Here is a 17,895-nt window from a genome sequence, read left to right as displayed (position 1 = left end):
AGGAAACAGCGCCCGATCTGCCCAAAGCGCAGACCAAAAGTCACCCCAGGAGCCGTCAGTCAGAATGACAAAGCACTAAATCACCAGCCAGCTCCATCAACCAACGGTTCTTCGATCTCTCCATCTGAAAGTTCCTTAATTGATGAAAGTATTCGTGATCACGATGAACTTGCCCAAGGGCACCCTAAATTTCTTTTTTGAAATGTGTATGGCAAAGCCAGTGGGGTTGCTTGTTCTCGATCGCGCCCAAATGTGATAGTGTTAGAGGCATGCTCTGCGGCAGGCGCATCGGGGAGGATGCGGGGTAATCGACCTCCTTACGGAGGCGCCTGAACGCTTCATACACAGCGCATGCGGGCATTTCGCGGTGCGATATGCTATGGGGCGCATCATGGCAATTCTCATTCTCTCCGGCCTGTCTCTTGCCGATGACGAACTTCAGATCAGCTATATTCTGGCGTCCGGGCCCGGCGGTCAGAACGTCAACAAGGTTGCGACCGCAGCACAGCTACGTTTCGATGCCGCACGTTCCACGTCCTTGCCTGAACGGGTGCGCGTGCGACTGCTGGAAATCGCTGGAAGCCGGGCGACGCGAGATGGTGTGGTCGTCATCACGGCCCGGCGTTTCCGCACGCAGATCCGCAATCGCGAGGACGCAATCGAACGTCTGACCACAATGATCCGCGAAGCTGCCCACCGTCAGGCGTTCCGCGTTCCTACGCGCCCGGGGAAAGCGGCGCGCGCGCGCCGGATGGACGGCAAGTCCCATCGTGCGGGGATCAAGCGCGGACGGGCTGCGCCCCGCGAAGACTGAACCTGGTAAATGAATTGGCTAAAGTATCGACCTCATAAATGTACGCGCCGCAAAGAAATCAGGCTATACTCCACTCACTTCCGCCGTTGCGTCCTATGAAAGCAGCACGGACTCCACGATCTGGCGCGAAGGAGGAGCACAGATCATCATCGTCAGAGGACTGCTCGCACAAATTGATCTCCCTATGATGGCCTCAGAGAGAGTTGGGCCACATGTACTACTATGTTCCCTTTTCATAGATGCGGAGGATTATCTCTCGAACATGTGGCATCAAATTTTATGCTCCGGTTTTGAATGCGACTACGCCTATCATTTCGGAACAAACGTCCACTGTCCTATGAACAAATCTTTGCGGGACTCGATCTGAACCCTAGGCCGGCCATTCCAAAAAAAACTGATAGCCAAAACTGTCTGGTTCCGCTGAGGAGATCGCGCGCTTAAAATTCCTCCGGGCCTGGCTGCATGATAAGCTCGGTCTTCGATATTTTGCGCCCACTGGCCGCACTACCGGTAATAGAGGCAACCGGGAGTCAAAAACCGAAAGAAGCTTATCAATTTTCAAATATCGGCTTCCTTGTCGCGCTATGCGGCATCGACCGATCCGATCGTCAGACTACGACAGACGTTGGCGGCTATCCTACGCGCGTTGCAGTGTCCAGTCTTCGAGTGTAAGCAACGTCGGATACTCACGCCGCAGAGCTGAAATATCAGCCTTGAAGCCGTCTCGGGCGATCCACTCGAACATCAGGCGAAAGTCTTCGGGTAATCGCGCTCGCATAACAGAGGGGATTGTAAAGCCGCGGCTTGGGCGTATTCCGGCATTCGGCAGAATTGACGCTGCGGCGCGGGCTGTCACGCTGTCGCCTGCAAGCTCAATGGCCCGACCAAGGTACTGATCAGGTTTCTCGAACGCCTCTGCCGCGAACCAGGCGACATCCTGCACAGAGACAAGCTGCATCGCCTGATCCGGCCTCAGATAGGTCTTCATCATGGAAAGCATGGTGATCCGGAAGATCATGCTCGCAAAGTTTTCCATGAAGGCCGCTGGACGCAGAACCGTAGCCGGCAAGTCCAGCGACGCAATGTGCTGCTCAATCGCCCATTTGCTCTCGAAATGGGGAACGCTGCTCCGTCGCTCAACCCCGCCTGCGGAGCACTGCACGAAGTGCCGCACGCCACTCTTCTTGGCAAGGCTGGCAAGCCTCTTCCCCTGTCGCTCCTCAGCGGCAGGGCCGATCTTCATGGGCGACTGGACAGATAAAACGCCTTCTGCCCCGTCAAGCGCCAATCGCAGGGAATGTTCGTCGTCCAGATCACCATGAACGAGCTCAACCCCATGCTTTGCCAGAGCGACTGCTTTTGGCGTCTGCGGGCTCCGGACGAGCGCGCGAATGTGCCAATGCCCTCGACGTTGCATCTCGCGGATCGTGGCTCCGCCTTGTTGTCCGGTCGCGCCCGTAATCAGAATGACTGGTTTTGACATCTCGGCCCCCTTACTGAAGAGGCACGATAAGCCGTTCCCGTTGGACAGGGCAGGTGCGTCATCGTAGACGTCTTGTTCCATATATGGAACACGAGCCCATGAACTCAGATGATCTCGGCAGCTTTCTGCGCATCGCAGAGACCATGAGCCTCAGCGCGGCCTCGCGCGCCACGGGAACGCCTAAATCATCGCTAAGCCGGGCATTGTTCCGTCTGGAGAGGGAAATCGGGGCAAAGCTGTTCGAGCGCGGCCCGCATGCCCTCAGACTGACCGAGGCCGGGCGCATACTCTTGATTCATGCTAGACGCGTCGTGGACGATCTGAATGAGGCTACCGCGGCCCTCGATGGGGTGACGGGGCAACCTCGAGGCGTTCTGAAGATCAGCGCGGCAACGACGTTCGCAATCGGGCTGGTGGCGCCGATGCTGCCGCATTTTCTGCGAGACTACCCTGATCTGCGCGTTCATCTTGAGGCCGAGAACCGGATCGTCGATCTGGCGAGGGAGGATGTCGATGTGGCAATCCGGATAGGGGCAATGGCTGACTCCGACCTGATCGCCAGCAAGCTGGGGAGGATCGAATTATGGCCCTGTGCCGGGCCGGCCTACCTCTTGGAAAGAGGTAGGCCCCAAACGCCGCAGGACCTGGCCAATCACGAGTTGCTTGGGTGGACCGATCAACCGTCGATCTGGCGTTTTACGGATAACTCGAAGTGCGAGCATCGCGTGTCCGTTAATGTTCGATCCGTCATCCCGGAGCCCGCCGTCCTGCAGGTCGTCCTTGAGAGCGGGGGAGGTGTCGGGCGTTTGCCTGCTTTCTTGGCAATCCCCTTAATCGAGCAGGGTCGGCTTGTGAGACTGCTCCCCGATTATGAAGCGGAGACGGTGGAGGTACATGCGGTCTACGCAGCGCATCGAAGCCTTTCCTCCAAGGTCCGGGTATTTATTGATGCTTTGCGCGCACATATGACAGGATGATCGCCCATATCCTCCCGTGGGACACAGCTTATCCGCAGCGAATGCGAACGCTATATGACATCATCTTTGCCTACCGTCGCCCCGACGCTGTTTGACACTTCGCTAGGATCAGAACCCGATTACGCCCCGGAAGGGTCGACCTGTGGCTTTTGACCACAGGCGTAGGGCCCTCAGTTCGGCTTTGCCATGGCGCCTTTCGAGTCATTGCTCATCGCGTCATGTTCCATCGGGTCGTGCTTCATCGCACTGCCCATCTTGTTCTTCTTTTCCATACCCTCTGACTTCATCATGCTGCCATGCTTGCTCATGGACTGCTTCGACATCCCGTGGGGCGCCATTTCGTCCTTCGTCATGGCATGCTTCTTCATGCTGTCGGAGGACATGTCACCGTGGGACATGCTGTCATGTGCCATAGCGCCCTGCGACATCGTCCCTTGTGACATGGTGTCCTGAGCGAAGGCAGGGGCTCCCAGCAACATTGTCGAAGAAAAGGCACAGGCAAGTGCGAGTGTACGAAAAGACATGATTACATTCCTGGATCGGTTCAAAGGATCGAAAAAAGGACGCGCCAGCTTCCGATATCTTTTCTTTCGCCTCAGCCTTGCCGCAGGTTACACGCCTGTGTGCTTTTTTATGAACCGCCGAACCAGTCATACCCCTGGTCTTCCCAATATCCGCCCGGGAAATGATTCGTGACCTCGATGGAGGCGAGATATTTCGGGTTTTTATAGCCGAGTTTTGTAGGGATGCGGATTTTCATCGGGGCGCCATAGGCGGGTGGGAGAGGGTTCCCGCCGAAATCCAGCGCCATGATTGTCTGCGGATGAAGTGCCGTCGCCATATCGATACTGGTGCTGTAATCATCAAAACAGCGGAAATTCACATATTTTGCCCGTAGATCGGCCCCGACATGCTGCAGGAATACATAGAGCGGAACCCCCGACCAATCTCCGATAGCGCTCCACCCCTCCACGCAGATATGTCGCGTGATCTGCCTTTTCTGCGGCAGGGTACGAAACCGGGCGACCGACCAGGGGCTCTTGTCTGAAACAAGCCCGCTCACCTCCAGCCGCCAGGATGAAGTCTCGACGAGCCTTACGTCGCTCTCGTCATAATAGGCATTGAATGGAAAGGGACGTGTGATGCGCGACGGGTCAAATTCCCTTGCGAGGCGCTGACGGCTGAAAAGAAGCGCCTGCATCCGGTCGGTAAAACGTGACATCAGGCTAAGGGCCTGTTCCACCGACGCATTATCGTCCAGTGCGCAGCCTGACAGCAGGGAAAGCCCACCAATAGAAAGACTGTTCCGCAGGAAGAGCCTGCGTTCGAGCTTGCGCAATTCGGGCGCGACACCGGCACGGTCGATTTTCGGCGGGCTCATGATGCGCTCTCCTTGTCGCTATCTGGCATAGGTCGCCCGAACACAATGCCCCACAAGGTGGCAGGCACCATCAGGGCAAGCGCGACATGGAGCAAAAGAAAGCCCACAATCAGGCTCATCATGGCAAAATGGATGCACCGGGCAATGTCGTAGCCTCCGAACAACCAGGTCAGCCATCCAAGTTGCACGGGTTTCCAGATTGAGAGGCCCGTCGTGACCGTCAGCACAGCCACCACAAGCACGCCCGTGTAGAGCGCACGTTGCACGGCGTTGTAGTGCCCGGCCTTGTGGGAGAGCTTCAGGCGCAGGGCCTGCCCAATATCCCTCACCACAGATCGCGGTCCTGCGGGGCGCAGGTCGTTGCGAAAATGCCCGCTTGCGGCGCCATACACAACGTAAACCAGCCCCGCCCCCATCAGCACCCACATGGCAGCAAAATGCCAGGCAATGCCGCCGCCAAGCCAGCCTCCAAGAGTGATGGCAGCGGGGAATTCGAAAGGCAGGATAGGGGAGGCGTTGTAGATCTGCCAGCCACTACCGATCATGACGAGCATGGCAAGCGCGCATGCCCAATGGGTGAGGCGTAGGATCGGTGCGGGCGCGCGTCGCGATCGTGACATGGCAGTTCGTTCCCTGAGTCTTCTGGAGGCTGGCAGAGCTTCCTTCGTGCGCAGGCCCCTAAAAGTTACGGCACGGAACGAACAAAAACATTGTGGCTGCCCGTAACCTCTGCACGGTGCAGCACGAAGGATGGAGTGAAATTCAGCAAAAGGGCGAAGTTCATGACATCGCGTCGACAATTCTGCCTTGCTTCAGTCTGTCTGGCTCTGTCGGGCCGCGCCTGGGGCGCAGAACCTTATCCCGTGACGCATAGTGCTGCTGAATGGCGGCGCCTGCTCACACCGGAGCAATTCGAGATTCTGCGCGAGGCTGGCACAGAGGCACCCTGGTCCAGCCCGCTCCTGAACGAACACCGACAGGGGCGGTTTGCCTGCGCAGGCTGCGCAACGCCGGCATTTGACTCACGCAGCAAGTTCGAAAGCGGGACGGGCTGGCCAAGTTTCACGGCAGCGCTGCCCCAAGCTGTTCAGGAGCGTGGGGATGACAGTCTTGGCATGGAGCGTACGGAGGTACGGTGCGCGACATGCGGTGGTCATCTTGGCCATGTCTTTGATGACGGTCCCCAACCGACCGGATTGCGCTACTGCATGAACGGTGCAGCCCTTACCTTCAGGCCAGTCTGAAAGTTCGCATGATGATCAGAAAAAACGTGCTTGGCGTCGCGCTCGCCACATTCAGCCTTTATGGAATTCTGCACCAGGTCACCTCAAGGGCGTCTGCCTATCCGACCTTGCCTGAGCCCGTTATCGTGGCAAAGACCGGTAACGACAAACCCATCGGGCAGATGACGGCACCCCCCGATGATTCCCGTCCGGGGATGACACTATCCAGCGTCGTTTTTGCGGGAGGGTGTTTCTGGGGGGTGCAGAGCATTTTCCAGCATGTGCGAGGCGTCACCGCTACCCGAGCTGGATATGACGGCGGTGCGCGTGACACGGCCCAGTATGAACGCGTCAGCGAAGGCGATACCGGTCATGCGGAATCGGTTGAGGTTGAGTATGATCCGACCCTCGTCAGCTTTGGCACGCTGATGCGGATATTCTTCACCGTGGCACTGGACCCGACGCAGATCGACCAGCAATTCCCCGATACGGGGCCACAATACCGTTCCGTCATCTTCACGCGCACAGCGCAACAGGCGCGCGAGGCAGAGGCCTATATCGCGCAACTCGATGCCGCCCACATTTTTGCCCAGCCCATCGCAACGCATGTTCAGCCTGACAAGGCGTTTACCGGGGCGGAAAGAGAGCATCAGAATTTTGCCGCGCGTTATCCGCATAATATCTACATCGAGACCTATGATGCCCCGAGGCTGGACGCACTGCGTGCCAGCTTTCCGGCAAGCTGGCGGACAGAGCCAGTCCTAGCACTTTCTGAGGCGCCTGGGTCTTTACGTATGTCAAATGATAGCGGTAGGAAATGATCTCCGGTCACGCATGAAGGCAGCAGATTTTTGACAGAAGCGGATTGGAGCCGTTGGATGGAGGCCGCGCAGGCAGGAGATGCACAGGCTTATCGCCTGGTGCTGGGCGAGGCACAGGCATGGCTGCGCCGTTTTTTCCTTAAACGCCTGCCGCCCTCAATGGTCGATGACGCCGTGCAGGACACCCTTATGGCAGTGCATGAGAAGCGTCACACCTTCGATCCTTCCCAGAAATTCGGCCCGTGGATTGCGGCCATTGCGCGTTACAAATGGATTGATTGCCTCCGGGCCGCGAGACGTACACAAACGACCCTGCTTGATGAGACGGTGGCTGTGGGCGATCACGAGGAACAGGTGACCACGGCTCATGCACTGGAAAAGCTTCTGGCGCAGTTGAAGCCGGGGCCAGCAGAAGCGATCAGGTTGGTGAAGTTGCAGGGTTTGAGCATAGAGGAGGCAGCACGTCGCACAGGGCAATCCGCGACGCTGGTGAAGGTCAATATCCATCGCGGGTTGAGTCGTATGAGCACGCTGGTGATGGGAGGCAATGATGGTGAATGATCCCCTGATCGAGCAATTTGTAACCGATCTTCGCCCCGTCCGGAGGCGCTCGCTCTGGCGCGATGCCTTGACCCTCGCGGTTCTCGCCGGGGTCGAGATTGGTGCAGTGCTCGGGTTTGGCCTGATGCGCCCTGACATGCCCCATGCCATGCACATGATGAGCTTCTGGTGGAAGGCAATCGGGCTGCTGCTGATCGTCGGGCTGGGCGTTGCTTCGGCGCTGGTCTCGCTCGACCCGACGCGTTCGCCCCGGCAGGGGCTGCGTCGGCTGGGCGTGACCGCTCTTGTTCTTTTTGCCCTTGGCTGGCTTGTGGATGCGCTTCAGGCTGAGCCAGAGGCCTTATGGCTCAGGCTTGATCCGGCGCACGGCATGGTCTGTGCACGCAAGATCGTAGAGCTTGCTCTGCCCGCTGTCCTCGCGCTGGGTGTTATCGTGCGCCGCGGCGCACCGGTTGATGTGCGCGGAACGGCGTGGGTCACTGGCATTGCCGGCGCGGGTTTTGGTGCGCTCGTCTTTGCTCTTGCCTGCCCCTTTGATGACCCGCTTTATCTCGTCGTCTGGTATTCATTGGCCTGTGCGCTGGTGGCCTGCGGCACGCGTCTGGTATTGCCCTGGCTGATACGTTGGTAAGTCCGGGCGATGCTTTGTGCATCGCCCAATGCGAGTGGGTACAATCGATCAGGTCTTACTGCCTTCCTGCAACTTGTCCTGCGTTCTGAGCTCGAAATCCGAGCTGTCATGGCGTTCGCGCAGCTGCGAAGAGAGCGGGCCGGAGAGCCTGTTCACCATCCGGCCCCGCTGGACGGCAGGGCGTTTAAGCAGCCGCGCGGCCCACGCTTGGACATGAGAATACTCCTGAACGCTCAGAAACTGTGCAGCATCATTATAGAGCCAGCCTTCAACAAGGCCGCCATACCAGGGAAAGATTGCCATATCGGCGATTGTATAGGTGTCGCCCGCTATATAGTCATGCCTGGCAAGCTGCCGGTCGAGAACGTCCAGCTGGCGTTTGGTCTCCATGGCAAACCGGTTGATTGCATATTCGATCTTCTCAGGGGCGTAGGCATAGAAATGGCCAAAGCCGCCGCCGAGATAGGGTGCGCTGCCGACCTGCCAGAAAAGCCAGTTCAGACAGGCCGTACGCGATGGAACATCCCGAGGCAGAAAAGCCGCGAATTTCTCGGCAAGATAAAGCAGGATCGATCCTGATTCGAAAACGGGCAGGGGGGTGCCCCCGCTTTGGTCGACCAGCGCCGGGATCTTGGAATTCGGGTTGATGGCTGTAAAGCCCGATCCGAACTGATCGCCATCCCCTATATTGATCAGCCAGGCATCATATTCCGCCCCCTCATGTCCCAGGGCCAGGAGTTCCTCCAGCATGATCGTCACCTTTACCCCATTGGGCGTACCCAGTGAGTACAGCTGGAGCGGGTGACGCCCTACGGGGAGGTTCTTTTCATGCGTCGGCCCGGCGACAGGGCGATTGGTGCTGGCAAATTTACCACCATTCTGTTTGTCCCATGTCCAGACGCCGGGCGGTGTATAGTTTTCCGAAGCGGTCATGAGCGCTGCTCTTGGTTGTGGATAGGGAAATTGGATGGGAAGAGGGCCCGTTGTGCCTGATCGTCCATATCTGTCTTGAATGCGTGCCTCTTCATGAGCGACTGCACGCGCGACACAGCCGGTCGGGCATTGATGTCGTGCATGAAGCGATCAAGTGCAGGCCAGCGCTCGAGCGGATAATCGTCCTTGAGCACACGGGGCGCACGCTCCAGCCAGCCCCAGGCAGACATATCGGCAATCGTGAAAGTATCGCCCACGATGTAACGGCGGTCCGTGAGGTGCTGGTCGAGAACTGTGTAATGTCGTTCGACCTCGCGCCTGTACCGATTGACGGCGTAGTCCAGCCCGGCGGGCGCTGCATGCTGAAAATGCACGGCCTGACCGGAAAAGGGCCCCAGACCGGATGCGATAAACATCAACCATGACAGCAATTCAGGCCGGTCCGCGGGGGTCCCGAGATATTGCCCGGTTTTTTCAGCAAGATAGATCAATATTGCATTGGAATCGAACACGCGTGTTGCCGGGCCCGCAGGACCTTCGGTGTCGATAATGGCAGGCACTTTGCCATTGGGGTTGATCGCGAGAAACGCCGGGTCATGCTGATCACCTTTGCGGGTATCGACCGGTATGGCCTCATAGGGCAAACCGGTTTCCTCGAGCATGAGGGCGATTTTCGCCGGGTTGGGCGTGGGACGGAAATAAAAACGGATCATGATAGCTCACCCTTGCGAAACCATGTCAGTCTGATTGGCAGTATGGGCGGGTCCTGCTGACGCTCCACCGTACTGGTGATTGTAATCCTGTGGTTATCACGGAGCCCTAGACCGCGGCCGCACCACCGTCGACAATGAGGTCAATGCCTGCAACATAACTGCTTTCATCAGAAGCCAGAAAGAGCGCGGCCGCAGCAAGTTCCTCTGGCTGCCCCAATCGCTTCATGGGCACGGCCGCGGCCCATTGACGCTTGACGGCTTCGGCACCTTCCGGCGTATCGGCCTGACTGTCCATGATTGGTGTGTCGAACGGTCCGGGGCTGAGGGTATTGATCCGTATGCCGCGTTCGACCAGTTCGGCCGTCCAGGTTCTGGACAGGCTGCGTATTGCAGCCTTGCTTGCGCTGTATGTGCCATAGCCAGGCACACCCTTATTGGCAGCGATGGATGAGAGAAGGATGACTGAGCTGCCAGACCGCAACAGGCCAAGTGCCTTGCTGATCGTGAAATACAGGCCTTTCACGTTGATATCGAACGTCCGATCGTAATTGGCTTGTGTTGCCTGTTCGAGGGTTTGAGGCAGAACGATACCGGCATTGGCGACCAGAATATCGATAGCCCCACGTTCACGCCGTATCGTTTCCACCATGCGTTCGATATCGCCGGGCAGACTGACATCTGCCTGTATAGAGGCGGCCTGACTGCCCAATGTCGCTACAGCCCGCTCAAGCTCGGCCTGTCGCCGACCGGTGATATAGACAAATGCGCCTTCAGCGATGAAACGCGTTGCGATGGCAAGCCCGAGCCCGCTGCTTCCTCCGGTTACAAGGGCCGTTTTTCGATGCAGTTCCGTCATAACTGTTCCTTTTCGAAGGCAGATTGCCGTGAAGTACTCACGAAGCGCGAGAGGGGCGCAGAGAGGTTCGTGAACGCCGCAGGCTGGATGTCATCGGGAGCGCGAGACGAGGCCCGTTCTACCGGCAGGGTACAGTACTTGGGTGAGGGCTCAGAGCAGACCGCGATGGCCTTCATACTCTTCGCTTTTGTCGAGTCCACGCTCAGCAATGATCTTCGCAGCGACAGGCATGACACCGGAAATGGCGGGGAAGCCGACATAAGGGAGCATCTGTATCAGAGCCTCCTCTATTTCCTTCAGCTTCATACCGTGATCGAGCGCAAAACCCATATGGAGGCCGAATTCATGAGGCTGGCGCAGCGCAACCATGACGGTCATGGTGATGAGACTTCGACGCGCCTGATCGAGCCCTTCACGTGTCCAGATGTCCTCGAAAACATGATCAACTGCATACCCGGCTATGGCTGCGCCGAAAGTGCCTGACTGTGATGCCGCGATGAGCTTGGCGGATTGTTCGTCACCCATCAAATGGCGAGTGAAGCTACTGCCCATGTCATTGGAGCGCATATCTCTCTCCGTATCCTCAGAGAAAAACTCCGCCCCTGCGCGAGCCGGGGCGGTATGGATGGAGCAATCAGTCGGCCGACTGGGTAGCGTGGCGCAGGGCAGGAAGCATGTCGGCAGGTTCCGGGCGACGCGTATAATCCGGGTTGACCTCGGCATAGAGAATGACGCCGTCCTGACCGATGACGAAGCGGCCAGGCATGGGCAACGTCCAGCTGTCGTCACCATTGAAACCGGGCAGATCGTTCTTGAGATTCTTGTAAAGCTCAATCAGATAATCAGGCAGGGTGAAGCGAAGGCCAAACTGCGCGGCGACGTCATTATGCGTGTCAGACAGGATCGGAAATTGCAGTTCATTCTGGCGGACTGATTTTCGGCTGTTCACCGCCGTTTGCGGGGAGATCGCGATCAGATGGGCGCCAAGCTCACGAAATGAGGGAAGTGCCGCTTCGAGAGCCTGCAATTCCATGTTGCAGTAAGGGCACCACACACCGCGATAAAAGCTGATGACCAAGGGCCCCTTGGCCAGAAGATCAGCAGAAGAGACAGGGTTACCCTCGGGGTCGTTCAGCGTAAAAGTGGGTGCCTTGTCTCCGGCTTTGAGGGCTTTTTCCGCAGCGCCGGACGCAACCAGCTCGGCGGTGGCACGGTGCATGGTTTCGATGACGCTATGCGGAACGTTATAGGGGGGCTTTCCGGCTTCGAAATCGGTCTTGAAGGCGTCGAGCTTTGCCTGAAGTGTCATGGGTTCGTTTCCTCGAAATCTGGTGACAGATCTGACGATAGGAGGTCGCCGTACCGGAGGGATGATGGCAGGGGCGACTAATGGTCATTCCCTGGTGGAATAACCGCGGTGGTTATCGCTCTGCTGACGAGGCGTCGAAGAATGGATAATCGGTGTAGCCACGAGCATCGCCGCCGTAGAAGGTCGAGCGGTCGTAATCTGTCAGAGCAAGGTCCCCGCGCAGGCGCTGAGGCAGATCGGGATTGCTGATGAAATGCCGGCCGAAGGCGACGGCATCGGCATCACCGGATGCGAGCACGGCTGCGGCACTGTTTTTGTCGAACCCACCTGCCGCGATCAGCGTGCCCCGAAATCTCTCGCGCAGATCACGCGCGGCCACAGGTTCGCTCTCGGCGATGAGTTCCGTGCCCTTTATGCGGGGTTCAACCACATGCAGATAGGCGATGCCGAGCCTGTCCAGCTGCTCCGCCACATAACCGAAGGTTTCTTGGGGGTTGCTGTCTGACATCGAGCCGTAGGTGCCACTTGGGCTCAGGCGAACACCCACGCGGTCTGCCCCCCAGACGGATATGACTGCCTGTGTCACTTCCAACAGAAAGCGAGCGCGGTTCTCGATCGGGCCACCATGCTCATCGGTGCGGTGGTTGGTACCGTCCTGCAGGAACTGGTCTGGCAGATAGCCATTGGCGCCATGAATTTCCACGCCATCAAAGCCTACCTGCTTTGCCCTTGCGGCACCTTCCCTGAACCGCTCGATCACCGCGGGAATTTCCTCCAGCGAAAGGGCACGCGGCATGGAAAACGGGGCAGGGCCACTGGGCGTATAGGCGTCACCTTCTGCCTTGATTGCAGAGGGCGCGACCGGGGCTGCACCACCTGGCTGCAGATCAGGATGCGACTGTCGCCCTACGTGCCACAACTGCATGACAATTTTGCCACCGCGTGCATGAACCGCTTCGGTCACCTTGCGCCACCCGTCTATCTGGGAGTCGTCATAGATGCCTGGCGCGCCGGCATAGCCGTATCCCTCGAGCGCAACGGGTGTTGCCTCTGAGATGATAAGACCGCCGGGTGAGCTGCGCTGGCTGTAATACAGCGCCATGAGGGCATTGGCCTTGCCAGTATGGTCCGACCGCATGCGCGTAAGGGGTGCCATGACGATTCTGTGGCCGAGCGACAGCGCCCCGGCATCGAAGGGCGTAAAAAGTTTGTTCATGGGAATAACCTCGGAGCGATCAGAAAAGGATCAGTCTGGGGCGGCGAGCGTCTCAACCCGGGCGATACCGCGCTGAACGCCAGGTCTGGCCGCAATCCGCTCGTACCAGCGGGCGATATGAGGGGTGTCATCGAGGGTGAGGCCGGGAAAACTGCGCCGCCAGAGCCAACCGAAATGGGCAATATCGGCGATAGTAAAATGATCGCCTGCCACGAAATCTCGGTGCGCCAACAAGGTGTCGAGCACATGCAGGACGCGTTTTGCCTCTTTGTCGAAGCGCTCGATCGCGAGAGGCAGTTTCTCGCTGGCGAAACGCTGGAAGAAACCCGATTGGCCGAAGGCGGGGCTCAGGGCAGAGGCGTGAAAGAAAAGCTGCTCGAAAACGCGCGCCCGTTCGGCCCCGGTTGCAGGGAGAAGGCGGCCGGTTTTTTCAGCCAGGTACACGAGTATGGCTGCTGACTCTGTGAGGACGAGCTTCTCGTCTCTCGCGTCGTGATCAACCAGTACGGGAACCTTCTGGTTAGGATTAAGCGTCGTAAAGGCCGTGGTACCCTGTTCGCCTTGCCGGATATTGATGCCGTGTAGCGCATAGGCGAGATCGAGCTCTTCCAGCGCGATGGTGACCTTGACGCTGTTGGGAGTCGCGAAAGCGTAGACCTCAATCATGAGCGGTTCCTCCATCAGGTTTTGCAAGGAGAGCGGAGAGCGCCGGGAGAAGGGCGGCGACCATAGCTTGTGGCAGGTCACCCGTGAGCTGATAGGCCGAGATGAAATGCGACACCGGTCGTGTTGATACGGCGTTGGTGAAATGAACGATCATCCTGAAGCCTGCTCCATCCTTCCCCGACGCTGACCGGGTTGCAGGCCTGGTTTGCCTCTGTTTCACTGGGCATGGCAGATGGCTCGATGCGATAAGCATCATTCCCGGGAGGAATAGGATGGACAGATATCAGGCGATGACCACGTTCGTGCGTGTGGTCGAAACGGGTTCATTCTCAGCAGCGGCACGGCAGCTTCATGTTGGTCAGCCCGCTGTGTCGAAAATCGTGGCACAGCTCGAAGCGAGGCTACAGGTCAGCCTGCTCATACGCTCCACTCATGGCCTTACACCTACCGAAGCGGGGCAGGCATATTATGAACGCGCACGCAATGCGCTTCAGGAGGCCGACGAAGCGGAGCTGGCCGCGCGCGGTGCAGGGAGCGGCCTGTCCGGGCGCCTGCGTGTATCGGCGGCGACAACATTTGCGCGACTGCACATCATACCGCGGCTGCCAGCATTTCTCGATGCGCATCCGCAGCTCGATGTGGATATTCTGCTTGATGACCGGATGATCGATCTCGTGGCCGAGGGAGTTGATATCTCGTTGCGTATGGGGGCTTTGGCCGACTCCTCGGCGGTCGCACGCAAGCTGGCGACAGGAAAACGTTCGGTGCTGGCCACACCAGCCTATCTGGCGCGTGCGGGCATGCCGTTGGTCCCTGCCGATCTGGCTGATCACAACGCGATCGTTTACAGTCAGCTCCCCAATGTCTGGTCATTTCACAGGGATGGCTCGGCTGTCTCGGTGTCCGTTGCGGGGCGTCTCAGGGTCAGTGCTGCCGAAGGCCTGCGGGCAGCCATACTCGCTGATATGGGCCTGACCATCACCTCGGACTGGATGTTTGCCCCTGAACTGGAGAGCAGCACCGTAACGCGCCTGCTTCCGGCGTGGTCTTTGCCTGATATCGACCTGTGGGCTGTCTTCCCCACGGGGAGAATGATGACCGCAAAGGCAAGGCAATTTGCAGATTTTGTTCAGGGCTTGATGGAATGAAAGCAAGATGCCGCCGTTTGGTGCGCCTACTGTCTGTCGCGATATTGAGAGAGACGCGGGCTGGCGTAGCGATCGCCTTGGATCAGCTATGCTAGCGAAGCAGGTTTCTGATGAATCTCCGGGGGCGGCTCTGCTTCTGGTCGATTTGGTTTGCCGTCTGCGACATGCGACGCGCTCAGCAAAGCAGCCTCTCGAAAAGTAGGAAGAATACGAGAGATAACGGTATCTTATGCACTTAGCGCACTCATCCATACGCGAAGAATACCGCTGTCCCGACATTCCCCATTTGTCGAAGCGGCCTTGAGATCTCACCCAACCATTCCCCACCGATGTTTACCTCCAGTCGAAGTCTCTGGTTTTGGCGGCCGCGCAGCGTTCGGTGTTACGGGTCATACTCCGACAATCTGCGACGCAAAATCACTCTCGTGAGACCCATAAGTATACTGAAATAACTGGACGGATCAGTGTGGAGATGAGTACGCAGCCCTGAAAGTGTGCCAGCTGTGCTGAGACGTTGAAGCGGAGTTCGACATCGACAGGTCAATGATGGGTGGCACCTGACTTGATAGGTTGCTCTCATCGATCCACTGCGGTCGGGCCCGGCCATTCCATTCAAGAATAAGCGTTATTGCTGTTACCCTGCTCCCCAAGCGAGGAGATAATGCGAAATCTCCATCTCCTGATTGTCATATTGGCAAGCAAGGATACAGGAGTTTTCATAATGACAACCAATGCGTTCAAGCTGCATGATATCGAAAATGCACCGAAGGCATCAGCAGACATTCTCAACGGGGTACAGCAGGCCTGGGGCTTTATCCCCAACTTGCATCGCGTTCTAGCCGAGAGCCCTGCAGCGCTTGAGGCATACGCTACCTTGTGGGGGATTGCTGAAAAAACGAGCTTCTCTCCCGTCGAACGGAATATTGCCTATCTGTCGATCATCTATGAAAACGAGTGCACCTATTGCATGGCAGGTCACACCAACCTTTCGCGCATGGCAAAAGTCGACGATGCGTCAATCGAGGCGATCCGTGAGGGGGAAGCCATTGCTGACCCCAAGCTTGAAGCCTTGCGCAAATTCGCGGCGCTGATGACACGCAATCGTGGCGTCCTGAGCGAAGCCGATGTCGACGCATTCAAGGCTGCTGGCTACACCAATCAGTCCGTACTCGACGTACTGGTGCTGACAGCCACCAAGCTAATCTCGAATTATACCAACCACCTCGCTCATACACCTCTGGACAGCTTCATGGCGGGTGCCGAATGGACCGCCCCGGTTAAACTGGGTGTAGCAGGCTGAACGCAGCCCATTTTGGCAAATGGCCGAAGCAAGTCCTTCGGCCGAGGTGTCGCGGAGGTGTCTCGATACACCCCCGGGCTCATTGGCTGAACCTCAAATTTGTTGATCAGGGAAACTTCCATTGGATAAGTCCATTCTCATCACAGGCGCGTCGAAAGGCATCGGGCGGGCGGCAGCGCAGGCTCTTGCTGACGCGGGCTGGCATGTTATCGGTGTAGCCCGTTCGTTTACGGGAGAATTTCCGGGCGAGTTCATCTTATGCGATCTGACTGATAGCGACGCGATCCGGAAGCTGGCCAGAGATATCGCCAGCCGTGGTAACGTGTTGGGCATCGTTAATAATTTCGGCATCGCGAGACACGAGCGATTCGAAAGCGTCACGGACGTAGACTTTATGGCGCTGCTTGGGTCCAACCTCCGCCCGGCGTTACAGATTACGCAGGCTTTGCTTCCAGGCATGTGCGATGCCAAGTTTGGACGCGTAGTAAATGTTGGCAGTCTCACAACTCGCGGATTGCGGTATCGTGCCGGATATGCGGCTGCAAAGTCTGCACTCGAGAGCCTCACGCGGACAATCGCGATTGAATACGCTGCATATGGCATCACAGCGAACGTCGTTGCTCCAGGCCCAACGGAGACGGCGCTGTTTCGCGCAAATAATCAGCCCGGTAGCGAAGGCGAGGCACGATATCTTGCAGGCGTCCCTGCCGGAAGGTTCGGCCGCCCGGAGGAGATTGCCGCTGCAATTACTTTCTTCTGCTCAAACCTTGCCGGCTTCATCACAGGCCAGTCGCTCTTCATCGATGGCGGTAGCAGTCTGGGAAAAGGGTGAACGATATCAGAAGCGGTTCCGCGAACATACTGCAACGTATCAGGTGTGCACCGATATTCGCATATCCGAGTTTTGTATCGCCCTCTCCTGATAGTTTCTCTCGTCGGCACGCATAGTGGAGCGTGGCTCACCTCGCGACGCGTTACAACGCTATGTCGGCGAAAGTTCTGGAGGCTCCGGGCTAGAGTGGGGACATGCTTCAGACGAAGGGCTTTCCGGCCTTGTAGCCCCCTTTTGATCGCCATCCCCCTACTTCCGATAATGTGCCTTGGTTATCAGAAGTAGGTGTGGGGGAGGAGGTCATGCCTGTTCGACAGAAGTTGTTGCTATCGCCGCGCAGGAGGGCATCGACGTTGAACCGGGGGAAGTACCGGTCACGCTCGCCAGGCAAGAGCAGGCAGCGTGTAACGGCTCGTTCGATGCGTTGCAGCCAGGGCATGAGGGCATATTACAGCAACCAGAGATTTAACTGTTCTAGGCTGCTGCCCCAGACCGTGGATTTCTTCATGGCCCCGACCATGACCGGTTGCACCCCGAACCAGCGGCAAAGCGTAGCAACGCCCGGTTGACGGGTTTGCAGCAACTGCATGTCCTCCGCCTTGAGCCCAATGCTCTCGACCTTCCACCCACCCTCGAGCAGAGGCGTCTTGCCAGTGTTCATTGCGCCCGAGTAATCGGCCATAATGACTTTGGCCTGTTCGCGTTAATCACTCGTGAGCAGGATCGGGGCGGAGATGTAGTTTTGTGAGAGCAGGCCGTTGCGGAAAATGCCCCCATTGCCTCCATGAGCATGTCTTCACCTGTCGGTTTCTTGGCGAACTCCCAAAGTTCATCGACCAGGATGCCGGTTGCCTTCTTGTCGACTAAAGACTGACCATCGGTAGCCACGACCTAGAGCGTTTTTCTCTCAATCTGGCTCGTATCCAGCGGCGGTGAAGAAGTTGGCGCATTCTGCGGGCGCGACCTGATCGATGAGTTTGCCGATCCTGTTCCAAAGCCCGTCGCGGGTGCGTTCGGCGGCGCGGCGGAGA

At 57.8% G+C, this 17,895-nt stretch carries 23 protein-coding genes and 1 pseudogene; 10 read left to right on the top strand and 14 right to left on the bottom strand.

The genetic code is table 11. The features are described 5' to 3' along the window. Positions 1-201 (top strand): hypothetical protein (locus ACWNRM_RS14715; RefSeq protein ID WP_485171412.1); only part of this gene is annotated, 201 nt, incomplete at its 5' end. Positions 202-391: 190 nt separating this feature from the next. Next, positions 392-814, top strand: a complete 423-nt coding sequence (arfB, locus tag ACWNRM_RS14710; protein ID WP_485171413.1) for an alternative ribosome rescue aminoacyl-tRNA hydrolase ArfB — start codon at positions 392-394, stop codon at positions 812-814. Positions 815-1,451: 637 nt separating this feature from the next. Here the strand turns inward: arfB and ACWNRM_RS14705 are convergent. Continuing rightward, a complete protein-coding gene (locus tag ACWNRM_RS14705) occupies positions 1,452-2,297 on the bottom strand; it encodes an NmrA/HSCARG family protein (RefSeq protein ID WP_485171414.1) in 846 nt (281 codons plus the stop codon). A 98-nt stretch (positions 2,298-2,395) separates the two neighbouring features. Here ACWNRM_RS14705 and ACWNRM_RS14700 point away from each other — a divergent pair, with 98 nt between their 5' ends. Beyond that, positions 2,396-3,274 carry a LysR family transcriptional regulator gene (locus tag ACWNRM_RS14700; RefSeq protein ID WP_485171415.1) on the top strand — a complete coding sequence of 293 codons (879 nt, stop codon included), beginning with the start codon at positions 2,396-2,398 and terminating at the stop codon, positions 3,272-3,274. 170 nt (positions 3,275-3,444) lie between these two features. On the opposite strand, the gene ACWNRM_RS14695 is transcribed toward ACWNRM_RS14700, so the two are convergent. The 3 genes from ACWNRM_RS14695 to ACWNRM_RS14685 form a co-directional block, all read right to left on the bottom strand. Beyond that, positions 3,445-3,798 carry a pentapeptide MXKDX repeat protein gene (locus tag ACWNRM_RS14695; protein WP_485171416.1) on the bottom strand — a complete coding sequence of 118 codons (354 nt, stop codon included), beginning with the start codon at positions 3,796-3,798 and terminating at the stop codon, positions 3,445-3,447. Between the two features lie 107 nt (positions 3,799-3,905). Beyond that, entirely contained in the window at positions 3,906-4,655 is a 750-nt protein-coding gene (locus ACWNRM_RS14690) for a molybdopterin-dependent oxidoreductase (RefSeq protein ID WP_485171417.1), read from the bottom strand. Next, a complete protein-coding gene (locus ACWNRM_RS14685; RefSeq protein WP_485171418.1) occupies positions 4,652-5,275 on the bottom strand; it encodes a cytochrome b/b6 domain-containing protein in 624 nt (207 codons plus the stop codon). Before ACWNRM_RS14685 ends, ACWNRM_RS14690 begins: the two co-directional genes overlap by 4 nt. Positions 5,276-5,437: 162 nt before the next feature. Here ACWNRM_RS14685 and msrB point away from each other — a divergent pair, with 162 nt between their 5' ends. The 4 genes from msrB to ACWNRM_RS14665 are packed head-to-tail and all read left to right on the top strand — an operon-like array spanning position 5,438 to position 7,891. Further along, positions 5,438-5,899 carry a peptide-methionine (R)-S-oxide reductase MsrB gene (msrB, locus tag ACWNRM_RS14680; protein WP_485171419.1) on the top strand — a complete coding sequence of 154 codons (462 nt, stop codon included), beginning with the start codon at positions 5,438-5,440 and terminating at the stop codon, positions 5,897-5,899. Positions 5,900-5,907: 8 nt separating this feature from the next. Continuing rightward, positions 5,908-6,699, top strand: coding sequence for a peptide-methionine (S)-S-oxide reductase MsrA (gene msrA, locus ACWNRM_RS14675; protein ID WP_485171420.1), 792 nt, complete (start codon positions 5,908-5,910; stop codon positions 6,697-6,699). Positions 6,700-6,729: 30 nt separating this feature from the next. Continuing rightward, entirely contained in the window at positions 6,730-7,260 is a 531-nt protein-coding gene (locus ACWNRM_RS14670; RefSeq protein WP_485171421.1) for a sigma-70 family RNA polymerase sigma factor, read from the top strand. Further along, on the top strand, positions 7,247-7,891 hold the full coding sequence (locus tag ACWNRM_RS14665) for an NrsF family protein (protein WP_485171422.1): 645 nt from the start codon (positions 7,247-7,249) through the stop codon (positions 7,889-7,891). The genes ACWNRM_RS14670 and ACWNRM_RS14665 overlap by 14 nt, the downstream gene beginning before the upstream one ends. A gap of 48 nt (positions 7,892-7,939) precedes the next feature. Here the strand turns inward: ACWNRM_RS14665 and yghU are convergent, their stop codons facing one another. The 8 genes from yghU to ACWNRM_RS14625 form a co-directional block, all read right to left on the bottom strand. After that, positions 7,940-8,824: a glutathione-dependent disulfide-bond oxidoreductase gene (gene yghU, locus ACWNRM_RS14660; protein ID WP_485171423.1), complete on the bottom strand. Its 885-nt coding sequence runs from the start codon at positions 8,822-8,824 to the stop codon at positions 7,940-7,942. After that, positions 8,821-9,537, bottom strand: coding sequence for a glutathione S-transferase family protein (locus ACWNRM_RS14655; RefSeq protein WP_485171424.1), 717 nt, complete (start codon positions 9,535-9,537; stop codon positions 8,821-8,823). The genes yghU and ACWNRM_RS14655 overlap by 4 nt, the downstream gene beginning before the upstream one ends. A gap of 106 nt (positions 9,538-9,643) precedes the next feature. Next, complete coding sequence (locus ACWNRM_RS14650; RefSeq protein WP_485171425.1) at positions 9,644-10,393, bottom strand: SDR family NAD(P)-dependent oxidoreductase; 750 nt, start codon at positions 10,391-10,393, stop codon at positions 9,644-9,646. 150 nt (positions 10,394-10,543) lie between these two features. Further along, a complete protein-coding gene (locus tag ACWNRM_RS14645; RefSeq protein WP_485171426.1) occupies positions 10,544-10,960 on the bottom strand; it encodes a carboxymuconolactone decarboxylase family protein in 417 nt (138 codons plus the stop codon). A gap of 67 nt (positions 10,961-11,027) precedes the next feature. Further along, a complete protein-coding gene (locus ACWNRM_RS14640; RefSeq protein ID WP_485171427.1) occupies positions 11,028-11,702 on the bottom strand; it encodes a peroxiredoxin-like family protein in 675 nt (224 codons plus the stop codon). 112 nt (positions 11,703-11,814) lie between these two features. Continuing rightward, entirely contained in the window at positions 11,815-12,918 is a 1,104-nt protein-coding gene (locus ACWNRM_RS14635) for an alkene reductase (protein WP_485171428.1), read from the bottom strand. 30 nt (positions 12,919-12,948) lie between these two features. Continuing rightward, positions 12,949-13,584 (bottom strand): glutathione S-transferase family protein, encoded by a 636-nt coding sequence (locus tag ACWNRM_RS14630; RefSeq protein WP_485171429.1) that lies wholly within the window; start codon positions 13,582-13,584, stop codon positions 12,949-12,951. Beyond that, positions 13,577-13,738, bottom strand: coding sequence for a hypothetical protein (locus ACWNRM_RS14625; protein WP_158625400.1), 162 nt, complete (start codon positions 13,736-13,738; stop codon positions 13,577-13,579). The genes ACWNRM_RS14630 and ACWNRM_RS14625 overlap by 8 nt, the downstream gene beginning before the upstream one ends. A 118-nt stretch (positions 13,739-13,856) precedes the next feature. On the opposite strand from ACWNRM_RS14625, the gene ACWNRM_RS14620 reads away from it, so the two are divergent. From ACWNRM_RS14620 to ACWNRM_RS14610, 3 genes are all read left to right on the top strand, one after another. Next, entirely contained in the window at positions 13,857-14,732 is an 876-nt protein-coding gene (locus ACWNRM_RS14620; RefSeq protein WP_485171430.1) for a LysR family transcriptional regulator, read from the top strand. A gap of 721 nt (positions 14,733-15,453) precedes the next feature. Then, entirely contained in the window at positions 15,454-16,032 is a 579-nt protein-coding gene (locus ACWNRM_RS14615) for a carboxymuconolactone decarboxylase family protein (protein WP_485171431.1), read from the top strand. 121 nt (positions 16,033-16,153) lie between these two features. Next, positions 16,154-16,864, top strand: a complete 711-nt coding sequence (locus ACWNRM_RS14610) for an SDR family oxidoreductase (protein WP_485171432.1) — start codon at positions 16,154-16,156, stop codon at positions 16,862-16,864. A 448-nt stretch (positions 16,865-17,312) separates the two neighbouring features. On the opposite strand, the gene ACWNRM_RS14605 is transcribed toward ACWNRM_RS14610, so the two are convergent. Continuing rightward, the gene (locus ACWNRM_RS14605; protein WP_485171433.1) at positions 17,313-17,546 is read right to left on the bottom strand and encodes a phage portal protein; all 234 of its coding nucleotides are present in this window, start codon (positions 17,544-17,546) and stop codon (positions 17,313-17,315) included. 225 nt (positions 17,547-17,771) lie between these two features. Then, a pseudogene (locus tag ACWNRM_RS14600) lies at positions 17,772-17,895 on the bottom strand (IS630 family transposase); the annotation flags it as partial.

The sequence above is a fragment of the Asaia sp. A2 genome (assembly GCF_057319415.1).
The sequence above is the reverse complement of the archived record's forward strand: the minus strand, read 5'-3'. Positions and strand labels throughout refer to the sequence as shown.